This is a genomic window from Streptomyces globisporus (assembly GCF_003501885.1).
Classification (GTDB): domain Bacteria; phylum Actinomycetota; class Actinomycetes; order Streptomycetales; family Streptomycetaceae; genus Streptomyces; species Streptomyces globisporus_D.
Genome location: NZ_QWFA01000015.1, coordinates 3183 through 26602, shown reverse-complemented (window position 1 = coordinate 26602; position 23420 = coordinate 3183). Strand labels below are relative to the sequence as shown.

The 23420-nt window shown below is 72.0% G+C and carries 2 protein-coding genes (1 of these 2 only partly in view); both read right to left on the bottom strand.

Annotation, left to right across the window (positions count from 1 at the left end; translation table 11 throughout):
* A protein-coding gene (locus D3105_RS04770; protein ID WP_425315722.1) for an amino acid adenylation domain-containing protein crosses the window boundary here: on the bottom strand, positions 1-15216 show its 5' portion. It extends 6357 nt beyond the left edge of the window; only the first 15216 of its 21573 coding nucleotides appear in the window; the start codon lies at positions 15214-15216; the stop codon falls past the left edge of the window.
* Positions 15213-23420 (bottom strand): type I polyketide synthase, encoded by an 8208-nt coding sequence (locus D3105_RS04765; RefSeq protein ID WP_118900291.1) that lies wholly within the window; start codon positions 23418-23420, stop codon positions 15213-15215. Before D3105_RS04765 ends, D3105_RS04770 begins: the two co-directional genes overlap by 4 nt.

Below are 23420 nucleotides of genomic sequence, written 5' to 3'. Positions count from 1 at the left end.
CGCGGCCATCGCCGGATGGGCGGGCGAGGCTGCCGGTTCACGGTAGGCGTAGAGGTAGCGCAGCGCACCTCGCCGCTCCCGCTGCCACGCCTGGAGGAACTTCATGGCCGTGTGGAAACCGTGCTCCACCGCATCGCCGGGGCCGGGGAGTTCGCCGGCCAGATGCACGATGGCAACGGGCCCGGGCAGTGCCGCGCGGACGGCCGCGTCGGCGTCGAATCCGGCGCCCAGCGAGATCAGCCGGGCGTCCGCGCCCGCCGCCGTCAGGGCCGCGCTCACGGAGCGCCCGTGCGAACCGGCGTCCAGCACCAGCACCGTCCCGCTCGGCTCCGGTGAAGTGCGCGGAGCGGGTTCCCACACCGGCTCGAACGCGGTCAGCGCATCCCGCGCGGGCACCGCGCGGAGGGTGAACGTGTCGATCACGACGACCGCGTCGCCGTTCCGGTCGAGCAGCGCGACGTCGAAGGCGAGCGATCCGGCCGGGGCCGGGCGCCTCGCCGGGGTGGCGTGGGCATACAGCTCGTCGGGAAGTTCGGCGTAGCGGCGGACCGAGCCCAGGGAGAAGGGCAGGTACGGCAACGGGGTCACCCCGTCGTCGGCGCCGGGCGCGAGCCTGCTCGCCGTCTGCAAGGCAGCGTCGAGCAGCGAGGGGTGGAAGACGTACGCGTCCGCGTCGGCGGTGCGCCCCGCGGGCAGCCGCAGGGTCGCCAGCACTTCGTCCTCGCCCACGGCGAGTTCCTCGATCACCTGGAAGCTCGGGCCGTAGTCGAAGCCGAAGCGGGAGAACGTGTCGTAGCAGCTGGTGCCTGTGTGGACGCGCCGACAGCGCGAGCGCACGTCGGTGAGATCGGTGCGGGCCGGGCGGGTTTCCGCCTCGCCGAAGCGCAGCCTGCCGTGCGCGTGCACCGGGGATCCGTCCTCAGCGGTCCGCACCTCGAAGGACGCGCCGGTGCTGTCGCCGGTGACACGTACCGCGATCCGGTGCCCGCCGGCTCCGGGGGCGAGCCGGACCGGAGCGGCCCACACCAGCTCGTCCACGCCGCACACCCGGCTGTCGGTGGCGAGTTCACCGGCCAGCCTGCCCATCTCCAGGTAGGCCACGCCGGGGAGCATCGGCTCGCCACCGACGATGTGGTCCCGCAGAAAGAACTCCTCGCCGGTGAGCGTCTTGGCGAAAGCCCGGCCCCCGGGGGCGGACGCGTCGATGTCCAGCAGGGTCGGGTGCAGCCGCGCCGTGGACGGCTCGGGTGCCGCGGTCGGTGCCGTGCCGGAGGCGAACCAGTGCCGATTTCCGGCGAACGGGTAGGCGGGCAGATGGACCCGGCGCCGGTCCTCCCCGTGGTGCAGGTCCGCCCAGTCGATGTCGGCGCCCGCCAGCCAGTCGCGGGCGATGGCGTCCAGGTCCCGGCCGGCGGTGGTCCCCTGCGCAGCCCGGCCTCGCTCGGCCTGCCCGGTACGCACCGCCGACGCACGGCCGGCGAGGTGCTCGGCCAGTGCGGCCCGCAGCCCTGCGCTGTCGTCGGCGACCACGGCCAGCCGGTGGGTCATCGGCTCGCGCCCCAGCTGCAGGGTGTAGGCGAGATCTCCGGACGGCACCTCGTGATCCGTCAGGTGGTCGGTCAGCCTCCGGGCGGATCGGTCCAGCGCTTCGGCGGTACGGGCGGAGAGCACGAACAACTGCTGCGTCGTCCGTTCTTCGCGAGTGTCCGGCATGGGTGATTCCTCCAGCACGATGTGCGCGTTCGCTCCGCCGAAGCCGAAGGAGCTGACGCCGGCGCGGCGCGGCAGTTCGCGTCCGGCGGCATCGCGTCGGTGTGGCCAGGGCCGGGCGGTGGCGGCTACCTCGAACGGTCCGCCGTCGAGCTCCAGATAGGGGTTCGCTTCCTTGAAGTGCAGAGAGGCCGGAATGGTGCCGTGCCGCAGCGCGAGCACGGTCTTGAACACCCCGGCGATACCGGCGGCGGCTTCCAGGTGGCCGATGTTGGTCTTCACCGACCCGATGGCACAACCCGGCATCGCGGTCGTCCCGCGCTCGGCACGCAGCCGTCGGAAGGCGATGCTGAGCCCGGCCGTCTCGATGGGGTCGCCGAGCGCCGTGCCCGTGCCGTGCGCCTCGATGTAGCCGATGGTCTCCACGGGTACGTCCGCAGCACGGTACGCCTCGGCCAGCACATCTGCCTGGGCCTCCGGGTTGGGGGCGGTGAGCGACGTCGAGCGACCGCCGTGGTTGGCGGCGACCGCCTTGACCACCGCGTGTACGGCGTCACCGTCACGCCGGGCCAGGTCGCCCGGCTTGAGCAGCACCGCGCCGACGCCCTCGCCGCGCACGTAACCGTCGGCGCGGCTGTCGAAGGCCTTGCAGCGGCCGTCGGGGCTGAGCATCTCGCCCTGGCTCAGGACCTCGTACACGCTCGGCGTGAGAATGAGGTTGACCCCGCCCGCGATGGCCAGATCGCAGGTTCCGTCGCGGAGCGCGGCGCACGCCTGGTGGACGGCTGTGAGCGACCCGGAGCAGGCGGTGTCGACGGCGATGCTGGGTCCACGCAGATCCAGCAGATAGGAGACCCGGTTGGGGATGACCGAGAGCGCCGCACCGGTGGCCGTGTGGCCCCGGGGCTCCATGCCCGCCGCCCGCTGGGCCTCCAGGTAGTCGGCGTTGGCCACGCCGATGAACACCCCGACGCGCCGTCCGGCGAGATCGGAAGGCCGGTAGCCGGCGTCCTCGATGGCCTCCCAAGCCACCTCCAGCATCAGCCGCTGCTGTGGGTCCATCAGTTCCGCTTCACGTGGGGAGATGCCGAAGAAGGCCGCATCGAAGCGCCCCACATCGGGGAGGAATCCGCCCCGATGGGCATGCGGGCGCGGGCGGTCGTCCCGGTCCCAGCGGTCCGGTGGCACCTCCCCCACCAGATCGTGCCCCGCTGCGAGGTGGTCCCAGAACTCCTCGAGGTTGTTCGAGCCGGGCAGCCGGCCGGCCATGCCGATGATCGCGACGTCGTCACCGCGACCGCGCTCCCCCGCGGCCTCGGCGGGGTGTGCCGCGGTGGAAGCCGCGACGGCGGGCGCCGGGACGGTGGTCACGAAGCGTGCGGACAGCTCGGCGGGGTGCTCCTCCCACAGGTACCGCGCCAACGCGGAGAGCGTGCCCCGGCGGTAGAACACGGTCGGGTAGACCTCGATGCCGTAGGCCCTGCGCAGTTCGGTGCTGAGGGCGGTGAAGCGGACCGAGTTCATGCCCGCCTCTCCGAGCGGGGTGTGCGCACCGATGTCCTGGGGAGGAAGCCCTGTCAGGCGGCCGACCATCTGGGCCAGCTCCGTCACCAGCGCCTCCGGACGGCTTCCCGGCTCCGCGGGAGCCGGCGGGTGCTCGCTTCCGGCGGCACCGAAGCGGGCCCGCAGTTCGGCCAGCGGCAGTGTGGCCAGTGTGGCCCGGTCGACCTTCTCGTTGAGGGTGTACGGGAAGCCGTTCACGCGGACCAGCGCGTCCGGGATCATATGGGCCGGCAGCCAGGCCGCCAGCTGCTCCCGCGACGGCTCGGCGGCCCCGTCGTCGAGCACGTAACAGGCCAGCAGCAGGCGGTCGCCGTCCTGCTCGCCCCGGGCCACCACCACCGCGTCGCGGACACCGGCCAGCCGCCGCAGCGTCGACTCGATCTCCTCCAGTTCGATCCGGAACCCGCGCACCTTCACCTGGGAGTCGATGCGGCCCAGGTAGGCGATCCGCCCGTCGGCCAGTTCGCGGACGAGGTCGCCGGTACGGTACATCCGCGCTTCGGGGGCGGCGGCGAACGGGTCGGGGAGGAAGCGCTCGGCGGTGAGTTCGGGGCGGCCCAGGTACCCGTCGGCGACGCCGTGACCACCGATGTACAGCTCACCGGCCACACCGGTCGGGACGGGCCTGCTCGCCTTGTCGAGAACGTACAGCGAGGTGTTGGCGATCGGGGTGCCGATGGTGACGCGGTCGCCACGCTCCAGGCGGCTCGCCGCGGACCAGATGGTCGTCTCGGTGGGGCCGTAGAGGTTCCACACCTCACGGTTGGCCGCGAGCAGCGCCTGCGCCGTGGCGGCCGGCAGCGCCTCCCCGCCGCAGACCACGGTGAGCTCGGGGTTCCCCTGCCAGCCCGCTGCGAGCAGCATGTTCCAGGTCGCCGGGGTCGCTTGGATGACGGTGGCCGGGCTGCGCTCGATCGCCTCGCGCAGCCGCAGTCCGTCCTGGGCGACCTCGGTCGGCACGATCTCCACGGTGCCACCGCTGATCAGCGGCAGGTAGAGCTCCAGACCGGAGATGTCGAAACAGACCGTGGTCAGGGCGAGCAGCGTGTCCCGAGGCCCGAATCCGGGCTCCCGCGCCATCGACCAGCAGAAGTTGGTCAGCGCGCGGTGCGGGACGCGGACACCCTTGGGCCGGCCGGTGGAGCCGGAGGTGTAGATGATGTACGCGGTGTCCAGCGGTCCGGCGGCTCCGGGCGAGGGGGCCGCGGGCGGCTGCCGGTCCTCGTCGATGAGCAGCCGGGGCACAGCGCTTCCGCTCGCGGACTCGACGGTGGAGTGTGTGAGCAGCACGTGCAGTCCGGCGTCCTCGGCCATGTAGGCGAGCCGCTGTTGCGGGTAGGCCGGGTCGAGAGGGACGTACGTGCCGCCGGCGGCCTGCACGGCGAGCAGGGCTACCGGCAGGTCGGCGTCGCGCGGCAGCAGAACGCCCACGGTACGGCCACGGCCGACGCCGGCGGAGGTGAGACGGGCCGCGAGGGCTCGCACCCGCTCGGTGAGCCGGCGGTAGCTCAGTACGGTGTCCTCGTAGCGGACCGCCACTGCCTCAGGGCGTGCCTCGGCCTGGCGCAGCACCAGGTCCCATACGAGGCTGTCGGCCGGATAGTCGGCGTCCATGGGCTGAGTGAGCCGCGCGCGCTCGCCGCCCGTCAGCAGGTCCAGCTCCCCGACCAAAGTGGCGGGTGCGCCGACCGCGGATGCCAGCAAGGTGACGAAATGGTCCCCGAGGCGTTCCACCGTGACGGCGTCGAACAGGTCGGGGTTGTACTTGAGCGTGTACCGGCAGCCTTCGGCCTCCTCGACCAGATCGAGGGTCAGGTCGAACTCGCCCTCCTGGTGGACTCCTTCGACCTGGCCTCGGATGACACCGTCGTGGGAGAGGTCGCGTGCCCAGTTGTGGAAGTAGTAGGCGACGTTGAACAGCGGGCCCGAAGTGCCGGGTCCCTCCTTCTTCAGTTCCTCGGCAAGGGTGATCAGCGGGTAGTCGCTGTGCTCCAGCGCGCCCAGCACCATCCGGTGGACACGACGGGTCAGGGCGCGGAAGGGTTCGTCGTCGTCCACCGTTTCCGCCAGTACGACCATGTTCATGAAGTAGCCGAGCACGTCGTCGTAGCCCTCGGCCGGGCGGCCCGCCGTCGGTGTGCCGACCGCGATGTCGGTCTGGCCGCTGTAGCGGGCGAGCAGGGAGAAGAACGCCGCCAGCATGACGCTGGACAGCGAGGTGCGCTCCGCCGCGGCCAGGGCACGTGCCCGGTCCGCCACGGCCGACGGTACGCGCCCCTCCAGGCTCGCGCCCCGGAAGCTGGGCACGGACGGGCGTGGCCTGTCGAACGTCAGCGGCGTGCTGGTCTGCCTGCCGCGCAGTCGCTCGACCCAGTAGGCGCGCAGTCTCTCCGCATCGGGTCCGGCGAGCAGGTCGCGCTGCCAGGCCACGTAGTCGGCGAAGGTGCGGGCAGGCCGCCCGGTGGGGAGGGGCCGCCCTTCCTGGAGCGCACGGTAGCCGCGTTCCACCTCGGCCACCAGCAACGGGATGGACACCCCGTCGATCACCAGGTGGTGCACGCTCAGTACCAGTGCCTGTCGGCCATCGCCGAGGGTGTACAGCGTCGCCCGCGCCAGCGGACCGCCGGCCAGGTCGAACGGGCGCCGCGCGTCGGTCCGTATCCGGTCACGAAGGTCGCTGTCCGTGGCGGAGTTGAGGAACACCTGTTGGAAGGCCAGTTCCGGTTCGGCGGCGATCCGGATGAACGGCCCGTCCTCACCGGTCCGGACGGTGGCACGCAGCTCCTCGTGCCGGTCCAGCACATCCTGGAGAACCACACGCAGGGCGAGCATGTCGGTGTCACGGTCGAGCCAGAAGGCGAGCGGGAGGTTGTAGGCGTGGTTGCCGGGGGCAATCTGTTCGATCACCCACAGTGCTCGCTGGCCCTCCGACAGCCGATGGGTGCTCAGCTCTGCGTCACGGCGGGGCCGCAGGACCCCTTGCGCTGCCGACAGAACGCCCGGCGGGGCGGACGCGACGAGGGCGGACCCGTCCTTGGCGGGTGCCGCGACGGTGGCCCGGTCGGGCTCCTCCGCAGGGGGTGCGGTGGAGCTGACCGTGGTCGGCTCCGTGGTTCCGGCCACGGCCTCTGCCAGCCAGCCGGAGGCCAGATGAGCGGCGAGTTCCCGCAGCGTCGCGCTCTCGAAGAACTCTTCCAGAGGGATGCTGACACCGAAGGAGTCGTCCACAGCCGCCACGATCTTCATCCCGCTGAGCGAGTCGAAGCCGTAGTCGGCCAGCGCCCGGTCGGGGTCGATCCGCACGTCGAGCTTCAGCACCCGCTCGAGCAGTTCCCGCAGGCGGTCGCCCAGCCCGTCGGCCACAGCCGGCTGTGCCTCGGTCGTCGCTGTCCCGGGTGCGGCCGGTACCCCGGGCTTCGCGTCTCGCTCCGCGCCGAGGCTCTCCGCGATCAGCACGTGCTGGCCCAGATCGGTGCCGTCGGCACTGATGGCCCGCGCCTGCGCGTACCCCTCCTCGGCCAGTAGCCGCAGCCAGCTGTCCGGCGAGGCCAACGGTGAGTCGGGGATGCGCGTCTCTTCGTCCTGGAAGGCCCACCACCCCTCCATCACGCCGCCGCCGACCGTGAGGTACGGGCGGATGGCGGTCAGCTCGTTGAGCACCAGCAGGCCGCCGGGCTTGAGCAGCGCCTTGGCCTTGCGCAGCGTGGCTCGCAGATTCCGGGTCGCGTGCACCACGTTGGTGGCCAGAACCACGTCGACCGAGCCCGGAGCGAAATTCTGCTCGGACAGTCCGCGCTCCAGGTTGAGCAGCTGGAACCGCATGAACGGGTGGTGCGCGGCGAAACGCTCACGGCCGTGTTCCAGGAACCGGGGCGAGATGTCGGTGAAGGTGTAGTTGACGCGGCCCGGATGGCCGGCCAGCACAGGCAGTACCCGCTCGCTGGTGGCGCCGGTACCCGCGCCCAGCTCCAGCACCTCGACCGTCTCATGGTCCGCGAGCCTCGGCAGCCGGGTGGCGAGGTACTGGCGGACGGCCTCCGCGAGCAGGCCGTTGAAGAAGTCGGTGAGCGGATTGCCCTTGTAGAGGTTCTCCACCAACTGCATCGAGGTGCCGGGGAACATGACCTCGGTACCCACCAGCTCCCCGCGCAGCAGTGGCGGATAGACCCGCAGGAATTCGCGATTGAGGGTCACTGTGGGCTCGATGTCCGGGTACTGGGCGGACACCCGGTCGAGTTCGGCCTCCCATCGGTCCGCGGCTGCGGTGCCGTCCGCGTCCCCGACCGCGGCGGTGGTGATGACATGGTCGCCCTCGCGGGTCAGGTAGCCGGCCGTGACGAGGAGGCCCAGCAGGGCTTCGTGGAGCCGCTGGAACTTGTTCCGGATGCGCAGGGCACTGCGCAGTTCACCACTGTGGTACCTCTCGCCCGACCGCTGGAAGACCCCCATGCGCTGGTAGACGGTGAACACTCCGTGCACCGATGCCTCGTCCAGCCGAGCGAACCCCGCGAGCACCTGGGTGACGGCCTGGCTGACCTCCGTACCGGCGCCGGTAGCCGCGGCGGGGTCCTCGGGCCGAGACATCCGGCCGTCGACCACCGGGGCGTCGGCTTCGGACGCACGTCCTGTTCCGGGCGCATGTCCTACGGCGGCCGGCCGGCCGATCCACAGGCGCTTGCGTGCGAACGGATAGCCGGGCAGTTCAACCCTGCGGGCGGCCGGAGAGGTGATCCGGGACCAGTCGATCCCGGCCCCCGACACCCAGCGTTCACCGACGGCCGCGAGGTCACGCCGGGAGAGGGCCTGCTCCAGGGCGACGGCCTCCTCGGCGGAGAGCGCCACGGGGTTGCGGTCGACGACACCGGTGCTGATCCGGTCGTCGGTCTCGCCCTCCGCGTAGCTCTGCAGCAGGCGGGCCGCCTCGGCAACCGTGAGGGCGGGCAGGGCCAGGCGGAACTCATGAGCGGTACGGCCCGCTTGCAGCGTGTGGGCGACGTCGGGGAGCCTCAGCGGGGTCTGCTCGGCGTCCCGGACGCTCTCGCTGCCCTGCGGGCTCTCACCGCCCCGCGTGCCGGTACCGATGCCGGCGACCGCCCGGGCCACGTCGCCGAGGGTCTCGGCCATGGTGGCGGCCGGAGGCAGTGCCGTGCCCAGCTCCGAGGCCAGCAGCGAGTAGTAGTGGGCGCGTTCGGCCACACCGAAGCCCAGGTCGACCAGGTCGGTGGCGAGATCGACGGACTCGGGCTCCACTCCGGCCAGCTCGGCGGCCAGCCGCAGGCAGCGGCGCCGTGCGTCCGTCAGTGGGTCCTCGGTCGCTGCCCGCCCTGACGTGCCCCGGCGCAGAAACGCCGCCAGGTCCCCTGCCGAGGCCCGCAGCCGGTCTTCGCTCTTGGCGGAGAGCACCAGCAGCTGGTCCGTTCCGTCGTCGACCGGCTGCGGCGAATCGGCGGGCAGGTACTCCTCCATGACCACGCAGGCGTTGGCGCCGCCCGCGCCGAAAGAGCTGACGACGGCACGCAGCGGCAGCACGCCGGATGCGCGCTCCGGATCGGAGTCGGACTGTTCGAGCCTCTGCCAGGGACGCAAGGTCTGCTGCACCTCGAAGGGCGTGGTGGTGAAGTCGATTTCCGGGTTGAGGCGCACCGAGTTCAGCGACGGTGCCAGCATCCGGTGCCGGAACTGCAGCAGCACCTTGGTCAGGCCCGCGATGCCTGCTGCCGACTCGAGGTGGCCGATGTTCGTCTTGACCGAGCCGATCGCGACGGTCGGCCGCTGCGCACGACGGGCCGGATCGATCCTTCCTCCGAAGGCGTCGACCAGCCCGACGATCTCGATCGGGTCGCCGAGCAAGGTGCCGGTGCCATGCGCCTCCACATAGCCGATGCTGTCCGCACCCACTCGGGCGCGGTCCAGCGCCGTGCGCATGACCCCGCTCTGGGCGACAGGGTTCGGCACTGTGTAACCTCCGGCGTTCCCACCGGAGTTGATGGCCGAACCGCGGATCACGCCCAGGACACGGTCGCCGTCCACGAGTGCGGCCGAGAGCGGCTTGAGCAGGACGGCGCCCACACCCTCGCCATCGACGAAACCGTCCGCGTCCGCGCCGAAGGCCTTGAGCCGGTCATCGTGCGAGAGCATCCCCGCCTGCGCCAGACCGCGCAGGTGCTTCGGGTGGAGGATCAGGTTGACTCCGCCGGCGATGGCGGCGGTGCACTCACCGGACCTGATGCTCTGGCAGGCCAGGTGGATGGCGGTCAGCGAAGCGGAGCACGCGGTGTCCACCGCCAGACTCGGCCCGGCGAAATCAAAGGCATGCGACACCCGGTTGGCCACCGACCAGTGACGTGAATGGGCTTCGGTAGGCACGCCCAGGGCGTTCGCCTCACCGGCCATCCATTCGTAGTCGCTGTTCATCACACCGACGAACACGCCGACCGGCCCTTGGGCCGCGAGCGTGGCCGCCGGATAGCCGGCGTCGTCCAGGGTGGCGGCGGCTGTTTCGAGGAACAGCCGTTCCTGCGGGTCCATGGCCTCCGCGTCGGCGGGGGAGATGTGGAAGAACAACGGGTCGAACATGTCGACCCCGTCGATGAATCCGGCCCATCTGCTGTAGGAGCCGCGAGCGCCTGTCCGGTCATGGTGCGCCTCGGCGTCCCAGCGATCGGCAGGCACCTCACTGATGCAGTGCCGGCCCTCGGCCAGGTTGTCCCACAGCTCGGAGACCGTCCCGGCCAGCGGATAACGTCCGGCAACGCCGATGACGGCGATGCGATCGTCACCGCGCTCCTCGGCCCCGGTCCCCCCAGGAGCGGCAACGCGTGCCTTCTCCTCCCCGCCCGACAGCTTCCCGGCCAGGAACCCGGCCAGCGCGCGCGGCGTGCGGTACTCGAAGACCATGGTCGCGGGCAGCCGCAGCCCGGTGCGCACGCTGAGCTTGTTCCGCAGCTCCAGGGCCGCCAGCGAAGTGAACCCCAGGCGCTGGAACTCGGCGTCGGGAGCGATGTCGGCGGCCGAGTCGTACGTGAGCACCGCGGCGACCTCTCGCCGGACGAGCTCGCCGACCAGGCGCTCACGATCGGCCTCGGGCATACCCCGGAAGTCGGGGCCGTCGCTGTCGGCGGCGGGATCGCCGGAGGAGGCGACGGGCGGACTCGCGAGGACGGCGCGCCGTCGCGGCGGGGGCGACGGAGCCAGGGCACGCAGCAGCGGCGGCAGCGTGCCCGCCGTGGAGTCGAGCGCCGTGAGGTCCAGCCGGACCGGCAGCAGGTGCGCCCTGTCCGCGCCCAGCGCCGCGTCGAGGAGCCCCAGCCCCTCCTCGGTACCCAACGGGCGTACCCCGGCCCCGGACAAACGGGCCAGGTCGGCATCGTCCAGTTGACCGGTCAGGCCGCTGCGCTCCGCCCACAGGCCCCAGCCGAGCGAGTGAGCCGGGAGACCGCTGCCACGCCGGTGGTGCGCGAGTGCGTCGAGGAAGGCGTTGGCCGCGGCGTAGTTGCCCTGGCCCGCGGTGCCCAGCGTGGCGGCTATCGAGGAGAACATCACGAAGGCCGACAGGTCCAGGCCCAGGGTCAGCTCGTGCAGGTGCCAGGCGGCATCGGCCTTCGCTGCCAGGACCGCGCTCAGTCGCTGCGGTGTCAGCGAGCCGATCACTCCGTCGTCCAGCACGCCTGCCGCGTGCACCACGCCGCGCAGCGGACGGTCCTGCGGAATGGCGGTCAGCAGTTCGGCGAGCGCCTCGCGATCACTGACGTCGCAGACGGCCGACGTGGCCGAGGCTCCCAACGCGGTCAGCTCATCGGCGAGCGCGGACGATCCCCGGCGGCTCACCAGCAGCAGGTGGCGTACGCCGTGCTCGGCCACCAGATGCCGGGCCACCAGTCCGCCGAGCGTTCCCGATGCCCCGGTGATCAGCACCGTGCCGTCCGTGGTGAAGGGGGATGCCGCAGGCGTTACGGGTGGCGTGAGGCGCTCCAGCGCGGGCACGCGCATCCGGCCGTCACGTAGCAGCAACTGCGGTTCACCGGCGGCCAGTACCGCGGGCAGCAGCTGTGGCAGGGCTTCCGGATCGTCTGTGTCGACGAGCACGATGCGGTCCGGATGCTCCGTCTGCGCGGACCGGACCAGGCCCCACACGGCGGCGGCGGCCGGATCCACCTGTGCGGCGGTTCCGGCGTCGTCCGCCACGGCGTGTCGAGTCGCCACCACCAGAGGGGCGTTGCCGGTCTCCGTCTCCGCGAGCCGGTCGTGCAGCTCGTCCAGCACCGCCGAGGTCATCGTGCGGACGCGGGTGGGCAGTTCTCCCTGCACGTCCGGGCAACGGAGCAGTGTGACACCCGCGGCGTCGGCTGCCGCGCCGGTGCCGCTGCGGTCAGCGTCCGTCGGCAGCGGATGCCAGGCCACCTCGAACAGTGCGCCGCGCCCCGCCGTGTCGAAACTCATGCTTTCGAGCGGACGCAGCGACAGGCCGCCGACCGACAGTACGCCGTGGCCGGTTCCGTCAGCGACGTGCAGCGCCACCGAACCGTCTTGCTGCGGGGTCAGCCGCACTCTCACGCGGGAGATCTCCGCAGCGGGGTCCTGGTCGAGCCGACGCACGTCGTTCCAGGAGAACGGCAGTGCGGGCGTGGTCTTCAGGTCAAGGGCGTGCAGGGCGGCGTCGAGCAGCGCGGGACGGACGGCCGAATCCAGCGACGCCTCGGCGAAGAGCTCGTCGCCGTGACGCCACAGCGCCCGAAGGCCGCGGAAGCCGGGCCCGTACTCCAGCCCCTGTGCGGCCAGATCGTCGTACCAGGAGCTGAGGTCCACCCTCCGCGCGCCGGCGGGAGGCCACTGCGCAGGGTTCGGTGCCTCTTCACGCGGCCCACCGCTCTCGGTGAGCGTGCCGGAGGCGTGGAGCCGCCAGTCGCTCCCCGGGCCTCTGGCATACATCCGCAGGGGCCGGTAGCCGTCGTCGTCAGCGGTTCCCACGAGTGCCTGTATCTCGACCTCGCCCTGTTCGGGCACCACCACGGGTGCCTGCAGGGTGAGTTCTTCGATGGCGTAGCCGGTTTGCAGAGCCATCTCCAGCAGCGCGGTACCCGGTACCACGGCACGGCCGTGCACCCGGTGGTCGGTGAGCCAGGGGTACGAGCCCAGCGACAGCCGGCCGGTCATCAGTGTCTGCTCGCCCTCCGCGAGCTCGGTGGCCGTGTTCAGCAGCGGCTTCGGGGCCCGCAGCCAGTAGGGCTTGGACCGGAAGGCGTACGTGGGCAGTCGCACGGTGCGCGCACCGGTGCCCGTGAAGACCTGCTGCCAGTCCACGACGACACCCCGGGTGTGCAGCTCGGCGACGGACCGCAGCAGCTGACGGGTCGTGTCCTCGTCCCGACGCAGCGAACCGACCACCAGTGCGGAGTGGTCCGCGTTCTGCGCGGTCTCCTCGATGCCGACCGCCAGCACGGGGTGCGGACTGCACTCGACGAACGTCCGGTGTCCTTCGTTCAGCAGACCGTCGACCACGGACTCGAAGCGGACGGTGTTACGGAGGTTCTCGTACCAGTACGCGGCATCGAGCCGGTCCGTGTCGAGGAGACCGCCGGTCAGGGTCGAGTGGAAGGGAATGGAGCCGGAGCGCGGGCTGACGCCCGCCAGGTCGTCGAGGATCCTGTCGCGGATCCGTTCGACCTGCGCGGAGTGCGAGGCGTAGTCCACGGGGATCCGGCGAGCACGGATCCCTTCGCGCTCGCAGTGCTCCAGCAGTTCTTCCAGCGCGTCCGCCGTGCCTGAAACCACGGTCGATTGCGGCCCGTTGAGTGCGGCGACCGAGACCTGGCCGTCCCAGGGTTCCAGCAGGGCCGCGGTGTCGTCCGGTGAGAGGGCCAAGGACACCATTCCGCCGGCCCCGGCGATCTCCAGCAGCGCGCGCGAGCGCAGGACGACCACGCGTGCGCCGTCCTCCAGGGACAGCCCGCCCGCCGCACAGGCCGCGGCGATCTCTCCCTGGGAGTGGCCCACCACAGCGGACGGCTCCAGCCCGAGCGACCGCCACAGTGCGGCCAGCGACACCATGACGGCCCACAGCGCGGGCTGTACCACGTCAACGCGCTTCAGCGCCTCCTCGTCGTCGAGAACCTCGCTCAGCGACCAGTCGACCAGTCCGCTCAGCGCCCGCTCGCACTCCTCCATCCGCGTGGCGAACGCCGGGAACGACTCGCCCAGCCCGCCGGCCATCCCGGCCCACTGCGACCCCTGGCCCGGGAAGACCCACACCACACCGGACTCCGGGGCGACGGAGCCTTCCACCACACCGTCCGCCGGTTCCCCCGTCGACAGGGCGGCGAGCCCGGCCAGCAGTTCGTCGCGGTCCCCCGCGACGACCACGCCGCGGTGGTCGAGCGCGGACCGGGTGGTCACGGTGGAGAACCCGACGTCCACGGGGTTCAGTTCCTCGTGGGACTCCACCCAACGCCGCAGCCGCGCCGCCTGGGTGCGCAGGGCTGTTGCGGTCACGCCGGACACCACCACCGGTGCCGGCGTCCGAGCCGTGGGCCCGGTGTCGTCCGCCTCGGCCGTCGGCGCCTGCTCGATGATCACGTGCGCGTTGGTGCCGCTGACGCCGAACGCCGACACGCCCGCCCGGCGTGGCCGGCCCACTTCCGGCCAGGCACGCTGCTCGGCCAGGAGTTCGACCGCGCCCGACGACCACTCCACATGACGCGAAGGGATGTCGGCGTGGAGCGTGCGCGGCAGTACGCCTTCGCGCATGGCCAGCACCATCTTGATCACCCCCGCGACGCCCGCGGCCGCCTGGGTGTGCCCGATGTTCGACTTCAGGGATCCCAGCCGGAGCGGTTCCGCCCGGTCCTGGCCGTACGTCGCCAGCAGCGCCTGCGCCTCGATCGGATCGCCGAGAGTCGTGCCGGTCCCGTGCGCTTCGACGGCGTCCACGTCAGCGGTGGACAGCCCGGCCGAGGCGAGGGCCTGCCGGATCACGCGCTCCTGCGAGGGGCCGTTCGGGGCGGTCAGCCCGCTGGAGGCACCGTCCTGGTTGACCGCGGAGCCGCGTACCAGGGCCAGTACGGGGTGCCCGTTGCGCCGCGCGTCCGACAGCCGCTCCAGCACCAGTACGCCCACGCCCTCGGCCCAGCCCGTGCCGTCGGCCGAATCGGAGAACGGCTTGCACCGGCCGTCGGCCGACAAGGCGCGCTGGCGGGAGAACTCCACGAAGGTGCGCGGTGTGGACATCACCGTCACGCCGCCCGCCAGCGCCAGCGAACACTCCCCCGCCCGGAGTGACTGCGCCGCCAGGTGAAGCGAGACCAGCGACGACGAACACGCCGTGTCCACGGTCACCGCCGGGCCCTCCAGCCCGAAGGTGTACGCGATTCGGCCGGACGCCACGCTCGGCAGGCTGCCGGTGAACAGGTGGCCCTCCAAGCCGCCGGTGTCCTGCCCCGTCAAGGAGGCGTAGTCGCTGTACATCACGCCGGCGAAGACCCCGGTCCGGCTCCCGTGCAGCGAGGAGGGGGCGATACGGGCGTTCTCCATCGCCTCCCAGCACGATTGGAGCAGCAGGCGCTGCTGCGGATCGGTCGTCAGCGCCTCCTTCGGCGACATCCCGAAGGGGCCCGCGTCGAACTCCGCCGCGTCGTGGAGGAATCCCCCGTGCCGCGTATAGCTCCTGCCGGTCCGACCGGGGTCGGGGTCGTACAGACCGTCGAGGTCCCAACCGCGGTTCGCGGGGAACCCGGAAACCGCGTCCACGCCGTCGACGGTGAGCTGGAACAGCTCCTCGGGCGAGGAGACGCCGCCGGGGTAGCGACAGGCCATGCCCACGATCGCGACGGGATCGTCATCCGGTCCTTGGCCGGCCGACTCCACCTCGGCCAGCTTGCGGCGGGTCTGACGCAGTTCGGTGGTGACCCGCTTCAGGTAGTCGAGCAGCTTCTGGTCACTCATCGTCAGGGCCTTCCCAGCTCATCGTCGATCAAGGCAAAGAGTTCGTCCGCACTCGCCGCGGCGACCTCGTGGTCCGGCTCTTTCTCCGTCGTGCGGTCCCCGGCGGTCACCGCCTCCATCAGCTGCCACAGCCGGGCGGTGACGGCCGAGCGCAGCTCACCGTCGACAGCGGTCACACTCGCCTCCAGCCGCTCCAGCTCGGCGAGTACCGGTGGTGCGGCCGTCGGCCGGTCCGGGGCCAGCCGCTCCAGCAGGTGGCGTGCCAGCTTCGACGGGGTCGGGTGATCGAAGATCACGGTGGCGTTCAGGGTGATCCCGGCAAGGGTGCCGAGCCGGTTGCGCAGTTCCAGGGCGGTGAGCGAGTCGAACCCCAGGTCTCCGAAGCCCCGGTCGGACGGCACGTCGCCCGGCCCGGAGCGGCCCAGCACGGACGCCACCTCGGCCTGCACCAACCGCCGCACCGCCGGTGCCCGGTCGGTGTCGGGCAGGGTCAGCAACCGGTCGCGCAGTGGCCGGGAGTCCTTTCGCGTCCGGCTGCTCGGCGCGGCCGGAGTGCGGGCCAGGCCGCGCAGCATCGGGGGCACCTCGGTATCGCCCCGTCCTGACAGGTCGAGCCAGGCGGGGACCAGATGCGGCCGGTCGGCGTCGAGTGCCAGGTCGAACAGGGCCAGGCCGACATCGGTGGGCAGAGGCCGGAGCCCCAGACGGAGCATGCGCTGCCTGTCCGTGCCACCGAGACGGCGGGTGAGGCCGGTGTCCTGTTCCCACAGCCCCCACCCGAGGGAGACCGCGGGCAGTCCGAGCGTGTGACGGTGGTGGGCCAGCGCGTCGAGAAACGCGTTGCCCGCCGCATAGTTCGCCTGTCCGGCAAAGCCGAGGGTGGCCGAGACGGAGGAGAAGAGCACGAAGCCCGTGAGGTCGAGCTCGCGGGTCAGTTCGTGCAGGTTCCACGCCGCGTCCGCCTTCGCCGACAGGACCGCGTGCAGTTGCCCCGGCGTCAGCGACATGGCGGCTGCGTCGTCCAGGACTCCCGCCGCATGCACCACGGTGCGCAGCGGTGCCGACGCGGGGACAGCCGCGAGGACGTCGGCCAGCGCGGCCCGGTCGGCCACGTCGCAGGCGGCCACGGATACGTGCGCGCCGGCCGCGGTCAGCTCTGCCACCAGGGCGTCCACGCCATCGGCGGCGGCCCCGCTGCGGCTGACCAGCAGCAGGTCGCGTACTCCGTGACGGTTCACCAGGTGGCGCGCCACGACGCCACCGAGCCCACCGGTCCCGCCGGTGATCAGCGTGGTGCTTCCCGGAGGGACGCTCCGCCCCTCCGGGTCGGGGACGGGGACGGATCCGCGTGCGAGCCTGGGTGCGAGCATGCGGCCCGATCGGAGCGCGATCTGTGGCTCGCCGGTTGCCAGAGCGCGGCCCAGCTCGTCGGCCGTCAGCTCTTCGTCACCGTCCGAGTCCACGAGCACGACCCGGCCGGGGTGTTCCGTCTGAGCGGACCGCAGCAGCCCCCACACGGTGGCCGCTGCGAGGTCACTGGGGCTGTCCGGCGCCACGGCCACGCCTCGGCGGGTGGTGACCACCAGCGGGGACGGCATCTCTGCGGGCTCCGCCAGCCTTCGCTGAACGTCACGAAGCACCGACTCCGCGGTCGCATGGGCGGCCTCGGGCGCCCGCGCCTTTGTCGGTGACACCGTCAGTACGTCGGTCGGGTCGTCCGGCTCGGCCTTCCCGGCGTCGGTGACCTCGCGCCATTCGATCTGGAAGAGCTTGGGGTCGAACCGCCGTGCGTCCAGCGGCCTCAGGGTGAGGGACTCGACCGTCAGAACCTCAATCCCGCTGCCGTCCGCGACGGTCAGCGAGGCCCGGTGCTCCCCGGCCGGGGCGACGCGGACCCGCACCCCGGACGCTCCCGCTCGCGAGAGCCGCACACCGGCCCACGAGAACGGCACCACGAGACCGGGGCCGTGCTCCAGCACCACGGGATGAAGCACCGCGTCCAGCAGCGCCGGATGCACGGTGAAAGGGCCGGCCCCGTCCGGCAGGGCCGCTTCGACCAGGAGGTCGTCGCCGTGCCGCCACACGCCGCGCAGGTTGCGGAACTGCGGACCGTACTCCAGTCCGCGCCGGGCAAGTTCGTCATAGGTCTCCGTGAGATCCATCGGTGTCGCGCCGGTCGGTGGCCATTCCGCCAGGGGTGCCGCCTCACCGGTGTGCCCGGCGGAGCTCACCAGGCCCGTGGCGTGCAACTGCCAGGCAGCGTCGGTGCGGCCGTGGATGCGGATGAGGCGTCGGCCGCTGTCGTCCGGCGCCGCTGCCGTCAACTGCACCTCGACGTCGCCGTGCTCCGGCACCACCACGGGCGTATGCATGGTGAGTTCGTCCACCACATCACCGACCCTCAGGGCCATCTCCAGCAGTGCGGTACCCGGTACGACGGGTTGGCCCAGCACCCGGTGGCCGGCCAGCCACGGCCTGGTCCGCAGCGAGAGCCGCTCCGTGAGGACCGTGCCGTCGCCGTCCGCGAGTTGCAGCGCCTGCCCCAGCAGCGGCCGGTCAGCCGTGACGTCCACGCGGTAGCTCTGGTGCTGGAAGGCGTACGTCGGCAGCTCGACAGGGGGTGCGTCGGCATGGGAGAAGGCTCGCTCCCATTCGACCTCGACACCGTGCGTCCACACCCCCGCGACCGAGGTGAGGAACCGCTCCAGTCCCCCTTCGTCCCGCCGCAGCGAACCCGAGACGGCCTCAGCCGCCTGCTCCGTACGGCGCTCCAGTATCTCCTGGATACCGACGGTGAGCACCGGATGGGCACTGACCTCGATGAATGTGTCATGGCCCTGCTCGGCCAGTGCTTCCACGGCGGACTGGAAGTGCACCGTCTGCCGCAGGTTGCGGTACCAGTACCCGGCGTCCACAGGCCGTTCCTTGAGCCAGTCCCGCTCGACGGTCGAGAAGAACGGCACCTGGGCGACAGCCGGCCGTACGTCCACGAGCAGCTGTGCCAGTTCGTCCTCGATGCCTTCCACATGGGAGGTGTGCGAGGCGTAGTCCACCGCGATCCTGCGCGCCCGGACACCCTGCGCGGCGCATTCGACGCGCAGCTCTTCGAGCGCCTGCGCGTCACCGGCGACCACCGTGACGGACGGACCGTTGAGCGCCGCCACCTCCAGAGCGCCCTGCCATCTCGCGATCCGGGACTCCGCCTCCGCCGGCGGGAGGGCCAGCGTCATCATCCCGCCGAGGCCGGCCAGCCCCTTGGCGATGGCCTGCGAGCGCAGCGCGACCACCCGTGCCCCGTCCCGCAGCGGCAGCGCACCGGCCACGCAGGCCGCTGCTATCTCGCCCTGCGAATGGCCGACGACGGCGGACGGCTCGACACCGTAGGAGCGCCACAGAGCCGCCAGCGACACCATCACCGCCCACGACACCGGCTGTACCACGTCCACCCGCTCCAGCGTCGGTTCACCCGGCACCTGCCGCAGCACTCCGTCCAGGTCCCAGTCCACGAACCCGGCGAGCGCGGCGGCACATTCACGGACGCTCTCGGCGAACACCGGTGAGGAGTCGAGCAACTCCTGCGCCATGCCGGCCCACTGGGTGCCCTGTCCCGGGAAGACGAAGACCACGCCGCGGCGGGTGCGCTCCGCCACCCCTTGGACCGATGCGGGTGCCCGCTCCCCCTGCGACAGCGCCGCCAGTTCGCCGATCAGCGTCTCCCGGTCCGCGGCCACGACGACAGCGCGCCGCTCGAACCGGGTACGCGAGGTCGCCAGCGACCGTCCGACTTCGGCCAGGGACAGGTCGGGCTCGGACTCCACCCGCCGTCGCAGCCGCTCGGCCTGGGCGCGCAGAGCGGCCTCGGTCCTGCCGGAGAGTACGAGGGGCACCGGGAGGGAAGACGCCGCCCGGCCGTCGACCGGCTCCTCTCCCGTGGTCCCGGTCTCCGCGGGCGGCTGATCGGGGTACTCCAGGATCACGTGCGCGTTGGTGCCGCTGATACCGAACGACGACACCCCGGCCCGCCGGGGCCGGCCGGTCTGCGGCCAGGAGCGCCGCTCGGTCAGTAGCTCGACCGCGCCCGATGCCCACTCCACGTGCCGTGACGGCTCGGACGAGTGGAGCGTGCGCGGCAGCACCCCGTGCCGCATGGCCAGCACCATCTTGATCACACCGCCGACACCGGCCGCCGCCTGGGTGTGCCCGATGTTCGACTTCAGGGATCCCAGCCGGAGCGGCTCCGCGCGCTCCTGACCGTACGTCGCCAGCAGCGCCTGCGCCTCGATCGGATCCCCCAGCGCCGTGCCGGTGCCGTGCGCCTCCACGGCGTCGACGTCCGCCGCGGACAGGCCGGCGCGTGCCAAGGCGTCACGGATGACGCGCTCCTGGGACGGACCGTTGGGGGCGCTCAGCCCGTTGGAGGCTCCGTCCTGGTTGATCGCGGAGCCACGCACCACTGCCAGCACCTGATGCCCGTTCCGCCGCGCGTCCGACAGCCGCTCCAGCACCACGACGCCGACGCCCTCGGCCCAGCCCGTGCCGTCGGCGGAATCGGAGAACGCCTTGCACCGGCCGTCGGGCGACAAGCCGCCCTGCCGTGAGAACTCCGCGAACATCCCGGGCGTCGACATCACCGTCGCCCCTCCGGCAAGGGCCAGCGAACACTCCCCGGCCCGCAAGGACTGTGCCGCCAGGTGCAGCGAGACCAGCGACGAGGAGCATGCCGTGTCCACGGTCACCGCGGGGCCCTCAAGGCCGAGGGCGAAGGCGATGCGGCCCGAGGCCACACTCGTCGCGCCGCCCGTCAGGGCGTATCCGCCGAAGCTCTCCGACGTCTCGTGCAGCCGTGGGACGTAATCCTGGTCCATGACACCCATGAAGGCGGCCGTCCGGCTGCCCCGCAGGGACGCGGGATCGATTCCGGCGCGCTCCAGCGCCTCCCAGGACACTTCCAGCAGCAGTCGCTGCTGCGGGTCCATGGCCCGCGCCTCCCGGGGGCTGATCCGGAAGAAGTCGGCGTCGAAGCCGAAGGCGTCCTTGAGGAAGCCGCCTGACCGGACGTGTCCCGTGTCCGCTGCCGCGAGGTTCCAGCCGCGGTCCTCGGGGAAGGCGGAGATCGCGTCCACTCCCTCGGAGACCAGGCGCCACAGTTCCTCGGGGGAGGACACATCGCCCGGCAATCGACAACCCATGCCCACGATCGCGATCAGGTCGTCGTCGGGGCGGCCCGCCACGGACGGAGTGGAGTTCGGGACGGGCCCGGCCAGCAGCTCGCGGAGGCGCCGTTCGAGCGCGGTGGGGCTGGGATGGTCGAAGAGCAGTGTGGCAGGCAGCCGGAGTCCGGTCGCACGGCTCAACAGCCTGCTGAGCTCCACCGCCGTGACCGAGTCGAACCCGAGCTCCTTGAACGAGCGGTCGACGTCGACGGCGTCCGCTCCACTGTGGCCGAGCACGGCCGCTGCCTGGGACCGGATCAGTGCCGACAGGTCGAGTTCCCGGGCGGCTTTCGAGCCGGCCGTGGAGAGCTCGGTGGCGGTCTCTGTCCTCGGTGCCGTCTCCGGCCTGGGCGCGGACGGCGCGCCGGCCGCCCCGGTGATCCAGTGGGGGCGCCGCTGGAAGGCATAGCCGGGCAGTTCCACCGTGCGGGCGCCGAGGCCATCGAACATCGGCCGCAAGTCCACCGTGACGCCCTGGGCGTGCAGTGCGGCCATCGACAGCAGGAGCCGGCGCAACCCGCCCTCGTCCCGGCGCAGCGTGCCCTGCACGACGGCCTCGACGGCCGCGCTGTCCACGGTGTCCTGGATCGCCGTGGTCAGCACGGGGTGGGGGCTCGCCTCGATGAACACCCGATGTCCGTCGGCGACCGCTGCCCGGACGCCCTCCTCCAGGCGCACCTGTTCCCGCAGGTTCCGGTACCAGTACCCGGCATCGAGGCGGTCGGCGTCCAGGCGGCCACCGGTGACCGTGGAGTAGAACGCCACGCCGCTGTCGCGCGCGGGAACCCCCGCGGCGGCCCGCAGGACCTCTTCGCGGATCTCCTCCACCTGCGCCGAGTGCGAGGCGTAGTCGATCGGGACCGTCCAGGCGCGTATCCCCTTGGCCTTGCAGGCGGCCACCGTCTCCCTGATGGCATCGACGGGGCCGGACACGACGACCGAGTCGGGTCCGTTGACCGCGCCGATCGACACCCTGCCGAGGTCGACCTCATCGGCCGGCATGGCTAACAGAGCCATCCCCCCGCGGCCGGACAGCCGCTCGGTGATGACCCGGCTGCGTTCGACCATCAGTCGCAGGGCGTCGGCCAGCGGCACGCTCCCCGCCGCGCAGGCCGCGGTGATCTCGCCCTGGGAATGACCGACCACGGCGGCCGGCGCCAGCCCGACGGCCCGCCAGACCTCGGCCAGCGACACCTGGACCGCGAACAGCGCGGGCTGCATCACGTCCATGCGCTTCAGCGCGGCGTCGTCGGCGAGCACTTCCCGCAGCGACCAGTCGACCATGCCGTCGAGGAGGCCGGCGCACTCGTCCATGCGCCGGGCGAAGACCGCCGAGGACTCCCACAGGTCGAGGGCCATCCCGGCCCATTGCGGCCCCTGCCCGGGAAAGACCCACACCACTCCCGACGCGGAACCTGCCACCGCCTCGACGACGTGGGGCGACGGCTCGCCCACCGACAGGGCCGCCAGTCCGGCCAGCAGTTCGGCGCGGTCCGAGGCGACGACCACCCCTCGGTGCTCCATCGCGGTGCGGGTCGTCAACATGGAGTAGCCCACGTCGACCAGGCGCAGGTCGGGATCGGATTCCACCCGCTCCAGAAGGCGCTCGGCCTGGGCGCGCAGAGCGGCCTCGGTCCTGCCCGATACCACCACCGGAACCGGTGACGGTGCGACAGGAAGCGTCTCTGCACGGTCGTCCGCCGCCACGGCGGGGGCGTCGGCGACGACCACGTGGCAGTTGGTGCCGCCGACGCCGAACGAGCTGACGCCCGCGAGCCGGGAGCCCGGCGGCCACGGCCCGGTGCTGCCGTTCACCCGGAGCCTCAACCGCTCCATGGGGATGGCCGGATGCGGCTCGGCGAAGTTGAGGCTCGCCGGGATCTTCCCACGCTTGAGGGAGAGGGCGACCTTGATCAGTCCGACGACACCCGCGGCGCCGTCGAGGTGGCCGATGTTGGTCTTCACCGATCCCACCAGCAACGGCTTCCCGGCCGGACGGTCCGGGCCCAGGACCGCGCCGAGAGCCTCCGCCTCGACCGGGTCGCCCGCCCTGGTCCCGGTGCCGTGCAGTTCGACGTACTGGACCTGCGCCGGCTCCACTCCCGCGCGGCCGTAGGCATCGTGCAGCAACTCCCGCTGCGCCTCCGCGTCGGGGACGGTGAGCCCCTGGCCGCCGCCGTCATTGTTCACGGCGCTGCCGAGCAGGACGCAATGGACCGGGTCACCGTCCGCGACGGCGTCCGCCAGGCGTTTGAGGACCACCATGCCGCCGCCCTCGCCCCGCACGGTTCCGTTGGCGCGCGAGTCGAAGGTGTAGCAGCGTCCGTCCGGTGACAGGGCGCCCGCCCGCGCGAAGGCGAACGTGCTGTCCGGGGCCAGGTTCAGGTGGACACCACCGGCCAGGGCCAGTTCGGTGGCGCCCGACAGCAGGGCCTCGCAGGCCATGTGGACAGCGACCAGGGAGGACGACTGTGCCGCGTCCACGGTCAGGCTGGGCCCGCGGAGGCCCAGTTGGTAGGAGACGCGGTTGGCGATGACGCCTCTGCTCAGCCCTGCCATCGAGTGGTGGGACACGGCATCGCCGCCGTGGCGGTGGACGAGCGCGGCGTAGTCGTCGCCGGTGGCTCCGAGGAAGACCGCCGCGCCGCCGTCGCGCAGGCTCTGCGGCAGGATCCTGGCGTCCTCCAACGCCGTCCAGCTCAGTTCGAGAGCCAGCCGCTGCCGCGGGTCCATCGCCTCGGCCTCGCGCGGCGAGATGCCGAAGAAGTCGCCGTCGAAGTCCGCCACCTCACCGAGGAAGCCGCCTCGCCGCAGACCCGCCGGTTCGAGTCCCTCCGGAACCGCGTCGAGGTCCCACCTGCCTGCTGGTACTTCGGTGATCGCGTCCACGCCGTCGTTCAGCAGCCGCCAGAAGGCATCGGCGTCCTCAGCTCCCGGGACCCGGCAGGACATGCCTACGACGGCGACAGCGCGCTCGTCGGAATGGCTGGTGGGCAT

Bases quoted from the DNA above. Each gene is read 5' to 3' on its own strand.
- D3105_RS04765 (WP_118900291.1), bottom strand. From the start codon at position 23,420: ATGCCCACCAGCCATTCCGACGAGCGCGCTGTCGCCGTCGTAGGCATG.